Genomic DNA, 13,659 nt, shown 5'->3' with positions numbered 1-13,659 from the left:
ATCCTATGCCTATCGATATTCTGATGCCTGCGCTTTCCCCGACCATGGAGGAAGGAACGCTTTCCAAGTGGCTCAAAAAGGAAGGTGACACCGTCAAGTCCGGCGATGTGCTCGCCGAGATCGAGACCGACAAGGCGACCATGGAAGTGGAAGCCGTCGATGAAGGCGTGATCGGCAGGCTGCTGGTCGCCGCCGGCACCGAAAACGTCAAGGTCAATACAAAGATCGCCGTGCTGCTCGCCGAAGGCGAAAGCGCCGATGCGATTTCCGCTGAAGCACCGAAGGCCGATGCCCCGGCTGCGTCGTCCGACGCTGCTGGCGGAAAGGCCCGCGAAGCTTCCGAGGAAACGCCGGTCGCGGCCAAGGTTCCTGCCCAGCCGAAGGTCGACGTTGCTGCCGATCCGGATATTCCGGCCGGCACGGAAATGGTCTCCACGACCGTTCGCGAAGCCCTGCGCGACGCGATGGCCGAAGAAATGCGCCGTGACGAAGACGTCTTCGTCATGGGTGAAGAAGTCGCCGAATACCAGGGCGCCTACAAGATCACGCAGGGATTGCTGCAGGAATTCGGCGCACGCCGCGTCATCGATACCCCGATCACCGAACACGGCTTTGCCGGCGTCGGTGTCGGCGCTGCGATGGCGGGTCTCAAGCCGATCGTCGAGTTCATGACCTTCAACTTCGCCATGCAGGCGATCGACCAGATCATCAACTCGGCTGCCAAGACGCTCTATATGTCGGGCGGCCAGATGGGCGCTCCGATCGTGTTCCGTGGCCCGAACGGTGCGGCCGCCCGCGTTGGCGCGCAGCACAGCCAGGACTATGCGTCCTGGTACAGCCAGATCCCAGGCCTCAAGGTTGTCATGCCGTATACGGCTGCCGACGCCAAGGGCCTGCTCAAGGCTGCGATCCGCGATCCGAACCCGGTCGTCTTCCTGGAAAACGAAATCCTCTACGGTCAGCATTTCGATGTGCCGAAGCTCGATGATTTCGTTCTGCCGATCGGCAAGGCCCGTATCCACAAGAAGGGTACGGACGCCACGATCGTCTCCTTCGGTATCGGCATGACCTATGCGGTCAAGGCTGTCGAAGAGCTTTCCAAGGAAGGTATTGACGTCGAACTGATCGATCTTCGCACGATCCGCCCGATGGACCTGCCGACCGTTATCGAATCGGTCAAGAAGACCGGCCGCCTCGTGACGGTCGAAGAAGGTTACCCGCAGAACTCGGTCGGCGCCGAAATCGCCACCCGCGTCATGCAGCAGGCTTTCGACTATCTCGATGCACCGGTGCTGACGATTGCCGGCAAGGACGTTCCTATGCCCTACGCCGCGAACCTCGAAAAACTGGCGCTGCCGAATGTCGGCGAAGTCGTCCAGGCGGTCAAAACCGTCTGCTACAAGTAAGGGAAGGGTGATACGATGCCTATCAACATCACCATGCCTGCTCTTTCTCCGACCATGGAAGAGGGCAACCTCTCAAAGTGGCTGGTCAAGGAAGGCGACAAGGTCAAGTCCGGCGATGTGATCGCCGAGATTGAAACCGACAAGGCGACGATGGAAGTCGAAGCCATCGACGAGGGCACGATTGCCAAGCTCGTCGTCCCGGCTGGCACGGAAGCGGTCAAGGTCAACGCCCTGATCGCAATCATTGCCGAAGAAGGCGAAGACGTTGCGGCTGCTGCTGCCGGTGCGGGTTCCGCCCCTAAGGCTGAGGCTCCCAAGGCCGAAGCTGCAAAGGCTGAAACCGCTTCTGAAGCCCCGAAGGCTGTCGCTCCGGTCACCGACGCTGCTCCGGCACCATCGACGCCTGCACCGGTTGCCGATGGCAAGCGTGTGTTCTCCTCGCCGCTCGCAAGGCGTCTGGCCAAGGAAGCCGGCCTCGACCTGTCCGCCGTTACCGGCACCGGTCCGCATGGCCGTGTCGTCAAGGCGGATATCGAGAAGGCTTCGGCCGGCGGTGCCAAGGCGGCGCCTGCTGCTGCACAGGCCGCTCCGGCTCCGGCCGCTGCGAAGGGTCCGTCGGACGACAACGTGCTCAAACTGTTTGCCGAAGGCTCCTACGAGCTTCTTCCGCATGACGGCATGCGCAAGACGATCGCCTCGCGCCTGACCGAATCGAGCCAGACCGTTCCGGCCTATACCGTCTCGATGGAATGCGAACTCGACGCGATGCTCAAGCTGCGCGGCGAGATCAATGCTTCGGCACCGGTGAAGAAAACCGAGAAGGGCGAGGTTCCGGCCTTCAAGCTTTCGGTCAACGACTTCATCATCAAGGCGCTGGCACTGGCGCTGCGCGATGTCCCGATGGCAAACGCCTCCTGGACTTCGACGGCCCGCGTTCTGCACAAGCATTCCGACGTCGGCGTTGCCGTGTCGATCCCGGATGGTCTGATCACTCCGATCGTCCGCAATGCCGAAGCGAAGGCCCTGTCTGTCATCTCCAGCGAGGTGAAGGATCTGGCCAAGCGCGCCCGCGACAAGAAGCTTAAGCCGGAAGAATACCAGGGCGGCACCACGTCGGTGTCCAACCTCGGCATGTTCGGTGTTTCCAGCTTCACCTCGATCGTCAACCTGCCTCAGGCCTCGATCGTATCGATTGGCGCCGGCGTCGAAAAGCCGGTCGTTCGTGGCGGCAAGATCGAAGTCGGTACGGTGATGACGGCGACGTTTGCCTTCGACCACCGTGTCATCGATGGTGCGCTCGGTGCGGAACTCGCGTCCGCCTTCAAGCGCTACATTGAAAACCCGATGTCGATGCTGGTGTAGTCGCTGGAGGACGGAGGGATGAGGACCGTTCTCTGCTTCGGCGATTCGCTGACCTGGGGATATAATCCCGAAGGACCGGGAAGACATGCTTTCGAGGATCGCTGGCCAAGCGTCCTCGGGGCCGCCCTTGGTCCCGGTGTCAGCGTGATTGCCGAAGGACTGAACGGCCGCACCACCGGTTATGATGATAACCTGGCCGACTGCGATCGTAATGGTGTGAAGAACCTGCCAACGGTGCTTCACACCCATATGCCGCTCGATCTCGTTGTCATCATGCTCGGGACCAATGACATGAAGCCGGTGATTGCCGGGACCGCCCATGCGGCGCGTGCCGGCATCCAGCGGCTGGTCGGGTTGATCCGTCATCACGAGTATTCGTTCGGTTACGATGCGCCTGACGTGCTGATCGTATCGCCGCCGTCTCTTTGCGAAACGGCCGATCCAATATTCTCCGCGATTTTCCGCGACAGCATCGAGGAATCCGCGATGCTTGCCTCGCTCTATCGGGATCTTGCAGACGATCTCGGCTGCGGATTCTTCGACGCAGGATCGGTCGCTCGTACAAGTTCGATCGACGGGGTCCATCTGACAGCGGAGGGAACTCGGGCAATTGGTCGCGGTCTCGAACCGATCGTTCGAATGATGCTTGGCCTTTGATTTGGATCAACGGAGGTAATTTTAGGCGGACCTAACCTGGGCCTTTCCGAAGCTAAAAAGGACTTGGACCATGTCTGGTACGCTGCATGAATTGGCCGCAGAATTTCCGGATTTCAGGGCGCTTGTGCGCCATCTCCAGCAGACGGATGGGCACTTTGCCCGACTTTGCAGGAGCTATGAAGATCTGAGCCGGAGGGTTCACATGGCCGAGAGACGCAACGAGCCCGCAGGCGATGCCATGCTCATCGACATGTGCAAGCAGCGCCGGCAGCTCAAGGAAGAAATCTACGGGATGCTGGTTCAACCTGAACCGGAAGCTGAAGCGATCAAGCTGGCGGTATGACGTCAGGCGCTTCCATCCCGTACAAGACCTCAAGGCACTCGCCCGGGTCTCGACAAACGAGGATTGGAAGCGCTCATGTCCAACGCTTATGACGTTATCGTAATCGGCTCCGGCCCTGGCGGCTATATCGCCGCCATTCGGGCCAGCCAGCTCGGCATGAAGGTCGCCGTCGTCGAACGCGAGCACCTTGCCGGCATTTGCTCCAACTGGGGCTGCATCCCGACCAAGGCGCTGCTGCGCACCGCCGACGTGCTGCACACCGCCACCCACGCCAAGGATTACGGCCTGACGCTCGAAGGCTCGATCAAGCCCGACGTCAAGGCGATCGTTGCGCGTTCGCGTGGCATTGCCGCGCGGATGAACAACGGCGTCGGTTTCCTGTTCAAGAAGAACAAGGTCGATATCATCTGGGGCGAAGCCAAGCTCACCAAGCCGGGTGAGATCGTCGTCGGCAAATCGACCAAGCCGGTTGTTCAGCCGCAGGGTCCTGTTCCGAAAAACACGCTGGGCGAGGGCACCTACACCGCCAAGCACATCATCGTCGCAACCGGCGCCCGTCCGCGCGCGCTTCCCGGCATCGAGCCGGATGGCAAGCTGATCTGGACCTATTTCGAAGCGATGAAGCCGGAAGAACTGCCGAAGTCGCTGCTCGTCATGGGCTCGGGCGCCATCGGCATCGAATTCGCTTCCTTCTACCGCACCATGGGCGTCGATGTGACTGTCGTCGAGATCATGAGCCAGGTCATGCCGGTCGAAGATGCGGAAATCTCCGCCTTCGCCAAGAAACAGTTCGAAAAGCAGGGCATCAAGATCCATCTGGAGGCCAAGGTCGCCAAGGTCGAGAAGGGCGCCAACTCGGTCACCGCCACGATCGAGAAGAAGGACGGCACATCTGAAAAGATTACGGCCGACCGGATGATCTCGGCTGTCGGCGTTCAAGCCAACATCGAAAACATCGGTCTCGAAGCTGCCGGCGTGAAGACTGATCGCGGTTTCATCGTCATCGACGGCTACGGCAAGACCAACGTTGCCGGCATCTACGCGATCGGCGACGTTGCCGGTGGTCCGCTGCTGGCTCACAAGGCTGAACACGAAGCCGTCGTCTGCGTCGAAAAGATCGCAGGTCTGCCGAACGTTCATGCCACCGACAAGAGCAAGATCCCGGGCTGCACCTATTGCAACCCACAGGTCGCCTCGGTTGGTCTAACGGAAGCCAAGGCCAAGGAACAGGGCCGCGATATCCGCGTCGGCCGCTTTTCCTTTGCGGCCAACGGCAAGGCCGTGGCACTCGGCGAAGATCAGGGCATGGTCAAGACGATCTTCGACAAGAAGACCGGCGAACTGCTCGGCGCCCACATGGTCGGCGCGGAAGTCACCGAACTTATCCAGGGCTTTGTCGTCGCGATGAACCTCGAGACGACCGAAGAAGACCTGATGCACACGATCTTCCCGCATCCGACCATCTCGGAATCGATGAAGGAAAGCGTGCTGGATGCCTATGGTCGCGTGCTGAACGCCTGATATCCATATCTTCACAAGATATAGGCGCTTCCCATTTGTGCTTGGGGAGCGCCGAATGACTATCTGAGCCCTTGGAGGAGGAATGATGGAAAGTGTTGGCTGGATCGGGGCGATCATCATCGGCGGACTGGCCGGCTGGCTTGCCGGCAAGCTCATGGACATGCGTTTCGGCATCTTCATGAATATCATTCTGGGGATCGTCGGCTCGGTCGTCGCCATTGCGGTGCTGGGTACGTTCGACGTGCCGGTGAAAGACAGCCGGCTCGGTTATTTCGTGACGGCTTTCCTTGGCGCGAGCCTTTTGCTATTCGTCGCCAAAATCGTCAGGCGCTAATGTAGCGGGCGGGCAAGTTATGCCGCGCAAACATTTGCCGCGGTTCATGCATAGAGATTTTCCGAACGGACAACGTGCTCCCATATGAATGCGGGGCTGAAAGCAGGATTTCATGGTCACCATTCTCGACAGGACCAATCTCTCTGAAGAGAAGCGCGTCCGCCATCCGGAAAAGGCGCATCGTCCCGATACCGAGGTGATGCGCAAGCCGGACTGGATTCGCGTGCGTGCACCGGTTTCCAAGGGCTACCAGGAAACCCGGTCGATCGTGAAGGAGCATAAGCTCGTCACGGTCTGCGAAGAGGCGGGCTGTCCCAACATCGGTGAGTGCTGGGATAAAAAGCACGCCACCTTCATGATCATGGGCGAGATCTGTACCCGCGCCTGCGCCTTCTGCAACGTCGCAACCGGCAAGCCGAATGCCCTCGACATGGCCGAGCCGGAAAACGTCGCCAAGGCTGTCAAGGAAATGGGACTACAGCACGTCGTCATCACCTCCGTCGATCGCGACGACCTGGATGATGGCGGCGCCGAGCATTTCGAAAAGGTGATCTGGGCGATCCGGGCCGCGTCACCCCTGACGACGATCGAGATCCTGACGCCGGACTTCCTGAAGAAGCCGGGTGCACTGGAGCGGGTCGTGGCCGCCAAGCCGGACGTGTTCAACCACAATATGGAAACTGTTCCCGGCAACTATCTGACGGTTCGTCCCGGCGCGCGGTACTTCCACTCGATCCGCCTTCTGCAGCGGGTCAAGGAACTCGATCCGACGATGTTCACCAAGTCCGGCATCATGGTCGGCCTCGGTGAGGAGCGCAATGAAGTGCTTCAGTTGATGGATGATCTGAGGACGGCGGATGTCGACTTCCTGACGATTGGCCAGTATCTGCAGCCGACGCGCAAGCACCACAAGGTCGAGAAATTCGTCACGCCGGAAGAGTTCAAGTCTTACGAGACCGTGGCCTATACGAAGGGCTTCCTAATGGTTGCATCCAGCCCGCTTACGCGTTCGTCGCACCATGCCGGTGACGATTTTGCCCGCCTGCGGGCGGCGCGCGAAAAGAAGTTCCTGGCTGCCGCCGAATAGGCGGCAACCTGTCTGTTGTTATTCCGCGGCTTCGATCTTGCGGGGCTTGTCCTGGCCGTGCCTGCGCTCGCGGAGCGTAGCCTTGTGGCCGCGTGTCTCGCCCTTTGCCATTTCGATGAAATAGGCGAGAACGGGCATGCCATTCATATCTGCAAGCTGCTTTGCTGATTCGAGCAGCTTTATCATCTGTGCGAAATCGTCCATGGGTATGCGTCTTTCGGATAGATAGAGCTTATCAATATTGCAACGCACCAATATAGGGCTGATTGCGGACTTGGAATACTACAACCGCCTCGCGTCACATTAAATTTCTTTAACTTGAAATTCCTCAAACGGGAAGTGTGCACTGCGACAAAATGGCCGTGATCACCATTCCAGTGAGGTGAATTATATGCTCTCCACGGATATGGAAGCGTGCGCAAAGGCGCTCCACGAGGCTGATCGCATCCTCGTCATCGGTTGTTCTGGAGGCGGTAAATCGACGCTTTCGCAGCAGATCTGCGCCAGACTTGATCTGCCTTACATCTCCATGGACCGGGACTTCTACTGGTTTCCGGGATGGGTGAAAAGGGGCCGGTCCGAAACGCGAGGCATGATCGCGGACGCAGTGGCCGGGGATCGCTGGCTGATGGACGGGACGGGATCCTCGAGCTTCGATCTCAGAATGCCGCGGGCAGGGTTCATCATCTGGGTGCGGATGCCGCTCTAGCTTTGTCTATGGGGCGTCTTTTCGCGAGGTGTCCGCCATCTGGGGCGATCAAGACCGGACATGGCTCCCGGATGCCCGGAGAGGCTTTTCGATCGCGAGTTCCTGTCCTTCATCTGGAATTTCGAACGGCAGACCTCACCGAGGATCGTGGACGGGATCCGCCGTTTCAATCCCGACTGCCCGGTTCTGACACTGAGATCGCGTGCCGAAATGCGGCAGCTTCTCGATCGTCTCGGGGCTTGATCTTCCCCGGGGCGCAGATTAACTCCACGTCATGCCAAAGTTCGAAATTCGCCGCCCGGTCAAGCACAGTCCCGAACAGATGTACGCCCTCGTCGCGGACGTCCAGCGTTATCCGGAATTCCTGCCGCTTTGCGAAGCGCTTGTCATTCGCTCCACCAAGGAGCGCGACGGCAAGACCTTGCTGCTCGCAGACATGACGGTCGGTTACAAGGCGATCAAGGAAACCTTCACCACCCAGGTGCTTCTCAATCCCGCCGAGCAGGCGATCGACGTCAAGTATATCGAGGGACCGTTCAAATATCTCGACAATCGCTGGCGTTTCGAGCCACCTACGGATGGCGGGCAGGGTTGCATCGTGCATTTCTACATCGACTACGAGTTCAAGAGCATGATTCTCGGCGCCCTGATGGGCTCGATGTTCGATCGTGCCTTCCGGATGTTCACTGATGCCTTCGAGACACGCGCCGACAAGGTCTATGCCGCGAGCTGAGTGCTACTGCGTCACCGCCACTTCGATCAGCATTTCAAAAGCCGTGCGCAAGGTGGCGAGGCGGACTTCGCTGCGGCCGATATCGCCGTAGCGCATCTCCCTGTGCAGAATCGTGCCTGACCGGTTGCGTGCAGCGACATGCACGAGCCCGACAGGTTTTTCGGCCGAGCCGCCGCCAGGCCCGGCAATGCCCGTCACCGCCACTGCGATATCGGCACGCGAACGGAATAGCGCGCCCTGCACCATCTGCAGCGCCGTCTGCTGTGATACGGCGCCATAGGCCTTCAACGTTGCCGCATTGACGCCCAGCAGATCCATCTTGGCTTCGTTCGTATAGGTGACAAAACCGCGATCGACGACTGCGGAGGAGCCGGCAATCTCGGTCAGAGCACCTGCGATCAGACCGCCCGTGCAGGATTCCGCGGCGGAGATCATCAGCTTGCGGGCAGCGAATTCCGTGATGATCCTGCGCGCTTCCGCTTCGATATCGGCCGGGAAGAGGCTCATGCCGGCGATCCGCGGTAAACGACGGTGGCCGTTGCTATGGCGGCGATACCTTCTCGGCGGCCGACAAAACCGATCGTCTCGTTGGTCGTTGCCTTGACCGAACAGCGATCGATCGAAATGCCCAGAATCGTAGCCATGTTTTCCCGCATCTTGTCGCGGTGCGGGCCGACTTTCGGTGCTTCCGCAATCAGCGACACGTCGGCATTCATGATAGTGCCGCCTTTTTCCCGCACGATCTTTGCCGCGTGGTCGAGAAAGATCTTCGAGGATGCGCCCTTCCACTGCATGTCGGACGGCGGGAAATGGTCGCCGATATCGCCAGCGCCACAGGTGGCGAGCAGCGCGTCCGTCAGCGCGTGCAGCGCGACGTCCGCATCCGAATGGCCGCTGAGCTTCTGGTCGTGCGGAATGAAGACGCCGCAAAGCGTCACGCCGTCGCCCGGCACCAGCTGATGCACGTCATAACCATTGCCGGTGCGAACGTCGGGGAGGGCATTTGCTGTCAGTCTCTCGTCGGCCATGGTCATGTCCCGTTTCACGGTAAGCTTGATATTGTCGACGGAGCCTTCGACGATCGAGACCGGCATTCCGGCCCATTCGGCAATGGCAGCGTCGTCGGTAAAATCGTCGCGACGAAGCGCCGCAGCCTTTTCGTGGGCGGAGCGGATTTCGGACAGGAGGAAACTCTGCGGTGTCTGGGCGGCATAGAGGCCAGCGCGCGGCACCGTCTCATGAACGCGACCGTCGGTGCCGCCGCGCTTCAGGGTATCGGTCACGCCGACTGCAGGCAGGACGGCATCGATGCCTTCGTCGAAGGCCGCGGCGATCCGGTCGAGCAGGGCGTGATCGACGAAGGGGCGGGCGGCATCATGGATCATTACATGCGTCGCTTCGGTTGCGGAAAGGGCCTTCAGGCCCTCGTAGACGGAGCGTTGACGCGTGTCGCCGCCGAAGGTGAGGATCACGCCACTTGCGGACAGCGCGGCTGTTGCACCCTCGTAAAGCTCTTCGTCGTCCGGGTGGATGACGACCACGATCGGCCCGCGCCTTTGCCAGCGAAGGAACGTGTCCAGCGTATGGGCGATGACTGGCCGGCCGCCGATCGGGCGGTATTGCTTCGGCCCCTCGTCCGGCGAGCCAGCTCTTTCCCCTCGTCCTGCCGCGACGATGACGATGCCGATTGTCATGGAGTTGCTGTTCCCGTCCTGTAGTGGAATTGGTCACTATCGATTTGGATTGACAGGCCGAGAACTATAGCCTCAAAAGCCGTATTTCCAGCACGTCGCTTAAAAATAACGCAATTCCGGAATTGCTCTTGGCAAATGCTGAAGACCTGAATAAAAATAATGCACACTAAAGACTTGCCTGAAAGATCATCAATTGCAGCGCAGCGACCTTGCCAGACCATTTCAGATCGGATCGGTCACTGTCCGCAATCGGGCCGTGCTTGCGCCAATGTCGGGTGTGACGGATCTGGCTTTCCGTAAGCTTGCGTGGCGCTTCGGTGCCGGGCTGGTCGTGACCGAAATGGTGGCAAGCCGCGAGCTGGCGATGAACAAGGGCGAATCCTGGGCGCGGCTGAAAAACGCCGGGATGACGCCGCATATGGTGCAGCTTGCCGGACGTGAAGCCTATTGGATGGCCGAGGCGGCGAAGATTTCTGCTGACAATGGTGCGGATGTCATCGACATCAATATGGGCTGTCCGGCGAAAAAGGTGACCGGTGGTTATTCCGGCTCGGCCTTGATGCGTGACCCTGATCATGCGCTAGCGCTGATCGAGGCGACGGTGAAAGCCGTTTCCGTCCCGGTAACCGTCAAGATGCGGCTCGGCTGGGATCATGACAGTCTCAATGCCCCGCTGATCGCACGCCGGGCGCAAGAGGCCGGTGTCCAGCTTGTCACCGTGCATGGACGCACCCGCATGCAGTTCTACGAAGGCAAGGCGGACTGGGATGCGATCCGCGCGGTTCGCGACGTGCTCTCCATTCCGCTGATCGCCAATGGCGATGTGCAGACGCCGGAAGATGCCGCAGAGATCCTGCAGCGGTCGGGTGCCGATGCCGTCATGGTCGGTCGCGGAGCGCAGGGCAGGCCCTGGCATGTCGGCTGGCTTGCGGGACATGCGGTACCGGCACGCAATGAAATCGGTGCCATCGTTATCGAACACTATGAGGCAATGCTGGAGTTTTACGGCGTCGAAGCCGGGCTCAGGCATGCCCGCAAACATCTTGGCTGGTATATCGAACGTCAGGATTGCGACATCGCGGCAGAGGACAAGGCGGCGATCATGATATCTCGTGACCCTGCTGACGTTATCCGACGCCTTTCATCCGTTTTCGCAGACGGCGTATCCTCACCGGCCCGCAAGGAGGCTGCATGACAAAGTCCGCTGTTCAGGACGCTGCCCATGGGCAGGCGCTCGCCATGGCCGTCCTCAATTCCGTGCAGAACCCGGTCATTCTGGTCGATCAGGCCGGAAAGATCGCGTTTGCCAACTGGGAAGCGGAGTCCTTCTTCGGGGCAAGTGCTGCGCATCTCGCAAAATACAAGATTTCCAGCTTCATTCCCTTTGGCAGCCCGCTTCTGGCGCTGATCGAGCAGGTGCGGGAGCGCAAGGCGCCGGTCAACGAATACCGCGTCGATCTGTCTTCCCCGAAGTTGGGGCAGGAGAAGCTCGTCGATCTCTACGTCGCGCCTGTCGTCAGCGAACCCGGTTCGATCGTCGTCGTGTTTCAGGAACGCTCGATGGCGGACAAGATCGACCGCCAGCTCACGCATCGCGCCGCTGCGCGCTCGGTAACGGGGCTTGCCTCGATGCTGGCGCACGAGATCAAGAACCCGCTGTCTGGCATTCGTGGCGCAGCGCAGCTTCTCGAGACGGTCGTTCCCGACGAGGACCGGCCGCTCACCCGCCTGATCTGCGATGAGACCGATCGGATTGTCTCGCTCGTCGATCGCATGGAAGTGTTTTCCGATGAGCGCCCGGTCGATCGGGTTCCGCTCAACATCCATTCGGTCCTCGACCATGTGAAAGCCGTCGCCAAGGCGGGGTTCGGCCGCGAGATCAAGATTTCCGAGATGTACGATCCGTCTCTGCCGCCGGTCTACGCCAATCGCGACCAGCTGGTGCAGGTGTTTCTCAACCTCATCAAGAATGCGGCCGAGGCCGTGGACGGGCAATCGGATGCCGAAATCATGCTGACGACGGCCTATCGTCCCGGCATTCGTCTTTCGGTCGCCGGCACGCGCGAAAAGATCTCGTTGCCCTTGGAATTCTGCGTCATCGACAATGGTCCCGGCGTGCCGTCCGACCTCGTGCCGCATCTCTTCGATCCATTCATCACCACAAAGACCAACGGGTCCGGGCTCGGGCTCGCGCTGGTCGCCAAGATCATTGGTGGCCATGGCGGCATTGTCGAATGCGACAGCCAGGCCCACCGAACCATATTCCGTGTTCTGATGCCCATGCACAAGGAAGAGGCTGGGGACGGCCGCGCCTTGAACTCCACAGGAAGCGAAACATGACTGCCACGATCCTTGTCGCCGACGACGACGCGGCCATCCGTACCGTCCTGAACCAGGCCCTGACCCGGGCCGGTTACGAGGTACGCATCACCTCGAATGCTGCCACCTTGTGGCGCTGGATTTCGGCCGGCGAGGGCGACCTCGTCGTGACCGATGTGGTGATGCCGGATGAAAACGCCTTCGACCTTCTGCCACGTATCAAGAAGGCACGGCCCGATCTGCCCGTGCTGGTAATGAGCGCGCAGAACACGTTCATGACCGCCATCCGCGCGTCGGAAAAAGGCGCCTACGACTATCTGCCGAAGCCTTTTGACCTGACCGAGCTGATCGCCATAATCGGCAGGGCTCTGGCCGAGCCGAAGCGCAAACCTGCGCGTCTCGACGACGACATGCAGGACGGCATGCCGCTGGTCGGCCGATCGGCCGCAATGCAGGAAATCTACCGCGTTCTCGCCCGTTTGATGCAGACCGACCTGACGCTGATGATCACCGGCGAGTCGGGTACCGGCAAGGAACTGGTCGCCCGCGCGCTGCATGATTATGGCAAGCGTCGCAATGGTCCGTTCGTGGCGATCAACATGGCCGCCATTCCGCGCGACCTGATCGAATCAGAACTGTTCGGTCACGAGAAGGGCGCCTTTACCGGCGCGCAGAACCGCTCCACCGGTCGTTTTGAACAGGCCGAGGGCGGCACGCTGTTCCTCGACGAAATCGGCGACATGCCGATGGATGCGCAGACGCGTCTTCTGCGCGTGCTGCAGCAGGGCGAATACACGACTGTGGGCGGGCGTACTCCGATCCGCACCGATGTGCGCATCGTCGCTGCCACCAACAAGGATCTGAAGCACCTGATCAATCAGGGCCTGTTCCGCGAAGATCTCTATTACCGTCTCAACGTCGTGCCGCTTCGCCTGCCGCCGCTGCGCGATCGTGCCGAGGATATTGCAGACCTCGTTCGCCACTTCATGCAGATGGCGGAGAAGGAAGGCCTCGACGCCAAGCGTTTCGACAGCGAAGCGCTCGACGTGATGAAGTCCTATGCCTGGCCGGGTAACGTGCGCGAGCTGGAAAACCTGGTGCGGCGCCTGATGGCGCTTTATCCACAGGAAGTGATCACCCGCGAAATCATCGATAGCGAATTGCGGTCGGACGTTCCCGACAGCCCGATCGACAAGGTGAACCCGCGTGGCGGTTCGCTGACCATCGCGCAGGCCGTGGAAGAGAACATGCGCAGCTATTTTGCGGGGTTCGGGGAAAACCTGCCGCCGCCTGGCCTCTACGATCGCGTGCTGACGGAGATGGAATATCCGCTTATCCTTGCCGCACTGACGGCAACACGAGGAAACCAGATCAAGGCGGCCGACCTGCTCGGCCTCAACCGCAATACGCTTCGCAAAAAGATCCGCGAACTGGGCGTCTCGGTCTATCGCAGTTCACGCTCCGCATAAGATTGGTGAAAAGCCGTCGGACATG

General features: G+C 60.2%; 14 protein-coding genes and 1 pseudogene. 12 read left to right on the top strand and 3 right to left on the bottom strand.

The window, feature by feature from the left end:
• Positions 1 to 5 precede the first annotated feature (5 nt).
• From FHP24_RS18960 to lipA, 7 genes are all read left to right on the top strand, one after another.
• The gene (locus tag FHP24_RS18960; RefSeq protein ID WP_139677798.1) at positions 6 to 1,406 is read left to right on the top strand and encodes a pyruvate dehydrogenase complex E1 component subunit beta; all 1,401 of its coding nucleotides are present in this window, start codon (positions 6 to 8) and stop codon (positions 1,404 to 1,406) included.
• A 15-nt stretch (positions 1,407 to 1,421) separates the two neighbouring features.
• A complete protein-coding gene (locus tag FHP24_RS18955; protein WP_139677797.1) occupies positions 1,422 to 2,768 on the top strand; it encodes a pyruvate dehydrogenase complex dihydrolipoamide acetyltransferase in 1,347 nt (448 codons plus the stop codon).
• A gap of 18 nt (positions 2,769 to 2,786) precedes the next feature.
• Positions 2,787 to 3,425, top strand: a complete 639-nt coding sequence (locus FHP24_RS18950; RefSeq protein WP_139677796.1) for an SGNH/GDSL hydrolase family protein — start codon at positions 2,787 to 2,789, stop codon at positions 3,423 to 3,425.
• A 70-nt stretch (positions 3,426 to 3,495) separates the two neighbouring features.
• Positions 3,496 to 3,768, top strand: coding sequence for a YdcH family protein (locus tag FHP24_RS29245; RefSeq protein WP_139677795.1), 273 nt, complete (start codon positions 3,496 to 3,498; stop codon positions 3,766 to 3,768).
• A gap of 75 nt (positions 3,769 to 3,843) precedes the next feature.
• Positions 3,844 to 5,289, top strand: coding sequence for a dihydrolipoyl dehydrogenase (gene lpdA, locus FHP24_RS18940; RefSeq protein ID WP_139677794.1), 1,446 nt, complete (start codon positions 3,844 to 3,846; stop codon positions 5,287 to 5,289).
• An 85-nt stretch (positions 5,290 to 5,374) separates the two neighbouring features.
• Positions 5,375 to 5,623, top strand: a complete 249-nt coding sequence (locus FHP24_RS18935) for a GlsB/YeaQ/YmgE family stress response membrane protein (RefSeq protein ID WP_139677981.1) — start codon at positions 5,375 to 5,377, stop codon at positions 5,621 to 5,623.
• 112 nt (positions 5,624 to 5,735) lie between these two features.
• Positions 5,736 to 6,710 (top strand): lipoyl synthase, encoded by a 975-nt coding sequence (gene lipA / locus FHP24_RS18930; protein WP_139677793.1) that lies wholly within the window; start codon positions 5,736 to 5,738, stop codon positions 6,708 to 6,710.
• 18 nt (positions 6,711 to 6,728) lie between these two features.
• Here the strand turns inward: lipA and FHP24_RS18925 are convergent, their stop codons facing one another.
• Positions 6,729 to 6,914 carry a hypothetical protein gene (locus FHP24_RS18925; protein WP_139677792.1) on the bottom strand — a complete coding sequence of 62 codons (186 nt, stop codon included), beginning with the start codon at positions 6,912 to 6,914 and terminating at the stop codon, positions 6,729 to 6,731.
• Between the two features lie 187 nt (positions 6,915 to 7,101).
• On the opposite strand from FHP24_RS18925, the pseudogene FHP24_RS18920 reads away from it, so the two are divergent.
• Positions 7,102 to 7,662 (top strand): annotated as a pseudogene (locus FHP24_RS18920) (AAA family ATPase).
• A 31-nt stretch (positions 7,663 to 7,693) separates the two neighbouring features.
• Positions 7,694 to 8,152, top strand: a complete 459-nt coding sequence (locus FHP24_RS18915; RefSeq protein ID WP_139677791.1) for a type II toxin-antitoxin system RatA family toxin — start codon at positions 7,694 to 7,696, stop codon at positions 8,150 to 8,152.
• A 3-nt stretch (positions 8,153 to 8,155) separates the two neighbouring features.
• On the opposite strand, the gene FHP24_RS18910 is transcribed toward FHP24_RS18915, so the two are convergent.
• Positions 8,156 to 8,659 carry a CinA family protein gene (locus FHP24_RS18910; RefSeq protein ID WP_139677790.1) on the bottom strand — a complete coding sequence of 168 codons (504 nt, stop codon included), beginning with the start codon at positions 8,657 to 8,659 and terminating at the stop codon, positions 8,156 to 8,158.
• Positions 8,656 to 9,846, bottom strand: a complete 1,191-nt coding sequence (locus FHP24_RS18905) for a bifunctional 2-C-methyl-D-erythritol 4-phosphate cytidylyltransferase/2-C-methyl-D-erythritol 2,4-cyclodiphosphate synthase (RefSeq protein WP_139677789.1) — start codon at positions 9,844 to 9,846, stop codon at positions 8,656 to 8,658. The genes FHP24_RS18910 and FHP24_RS18905 overlap by 4 nt, the downstream gene beginning before the upstream one ends.
• Positions 9,847 to 10,024: 178 nt before the next feature.
• Here FHP24_RS18905 and dusB point away from each other — a divergent pair, with 178 nt between their 5' ends.
• The 3 genes from dusB to ntrC are packed head-to-tail and all read left to right on the top strand — an operon-like array spanning position 10,025 to position 13,634.
• Positions 10,025 to 11,041, top strand: coding sequence for a tRNA dihydrouridine synthase DusB (gene dusB / locus FHP24_RS18900; RefSeq protein ID WP_139677788.1), 1,017 nt, complete (start codon positions 10,025 to 10,027; stop codon positions 11,039 to 11,041).
• Positions 11,038 to 12,186 carry a two-component system sensor histidine kinase NtrB gene (locus tag FHP24_RS18895; RefSeq protein WP_139677787.1) on the top strand — a complete coding sequence of 383 codons (1,149 nt, stop codon included), beginning with the start codon at positions 11,038 to 11,040 and terminating at the stop codon, positions 12,184 to 12,186. Before dusB ends, FHP24_RS18895 begins: the two co-directional genes overlap by 4 nt.
• A complete protein-coding gene (gene ntrC / locus FHP24_RS18890; protein ID WP_139677786.1) occupies positions 12,183 to 13,634 on the top strand; it encodes a nitrogen regulation protein NR(I) in 1,452 nt (483 codons plus the stop codon). The genes FHP24_RS18895 and ntrC overlap by 4 nt, the downstream gene beginning before the upstream one ends.
• Positions 13,635 to 13,659: the final 25 nt, after the last annotated feature.

Origin of the sequence: Aliirhizobium smilacinae (genome assembly GCF_006335145.1) — a bacterium.
GTDB classification, from domain to species: domain Bacteria; phylum Pseudomonadota; class Alphaproteobacteria; order Rhizobiales; family Rhizobiaceae; genus Neorhizobium; species Neorhizobium smilacinae.
Note: the sequence above shows the minus strand (reverse complement) of the source record. Positions and strands in the feature narration are given on the sequence as shown.

What these genes read in the sequence shown, in the direction of transcription:
- ntrC (WP_139677786.1), top strand. Translation starts at nt 12,183, where the DNA reads ATGACTGCCACGATCCTTGTCGCCGACGACGACGCGGCCATCCGTACC.
- FHP24_RS18905 (WP_139677789.1), bottom strand. Translation starts at nt 9,846, where the DNA reads ATGACAATCGGCATCGTCATCGTCGCGGCAGGACGAGGGGAAAGAGCT.
- FHP24_RS18925 (WP_139677792.1), bottom strand. Translation starts at nt 6,914, where the DNA reads ATGGACGATTTCGCACAGATGATAAAGCTGCTCGAATCAGCAAAGCAG.
- lpdA (WP_139677794.1), top strand. Translation starts at nt 3,844, where the DNA reads ATGTCCAACGCTTATGACGTTATCGTAATCGGCTCCGGCCCTGGCGGC.
- FHP24_RS18895 (WP_139677787.1), top strand. Translation starts at nt 11,038, where the DNA reads ATGACAAAGTCCGCTGTTCAGGACGCTGCCCATGGGCAGGCGCTCGCC.
- FHP24_RS29245 (WP_139677795.1), top strand. Translation starts at nt 3,496, where the DNA reads ATGTCTGGTACGCTGCATGAATTGGCCGCAGAATTTCCGGATTTCAGG.
- FHP24_RS18915 (WP_139677791.1), top strand. Translation starts at nt 7,694, where the DNA reads ATGCCAAAGTTCGAAATTCGCCGCCCGGTCAAGCACAGTCCCGAACAG.
- lipA (WP_139677793.1), top strand. Translation starts at nt 5,736, where the DNA reads ATGGTCACCATTCTCGACAGGACCAATCTCTCTGAAGAGAAGCGCGTC.
- FHP24_RS18950 (WP_139677796.1), top strand. Translation starts at nt 2,787, where the DNA reads ATGAGGACCGTTCTCTGCTTCGGCGATTCGCTGACCTGGGGATATAAT.
- FHP24_RS18935 (WP_139677981.1), top strand. Translation starts at nt 5,375, where the DNA reads ATGGAAAGTGTTGGCTGGATCGGGGCGATCATCATCGGCGGACTGGCC.
- FHP24_RS18910 (WP_139677790.1), bottom strand. Translation starts at nt 8,659, where the DNA reads ATGAGCCTCTTCCCGGCCGATATCGAAGCGGAAGCGCGCAGGATCATC.
- FHP24_RS18955 (WP_139677797.1), top strand. Translation starts at nt 1,422, where the DNA reads ATGCCTATCAACATCACCATGCCTGCTCTTTCTCCGACCATGGAAGAG.
- FHP24_RS18960 (WP_139677798.1), top strand. Translation starts at nt 6, where the DNA reads ATGCCTATCGATATTCTGATGCCTGCGCTTTCCCCGACCATGGAGGAA.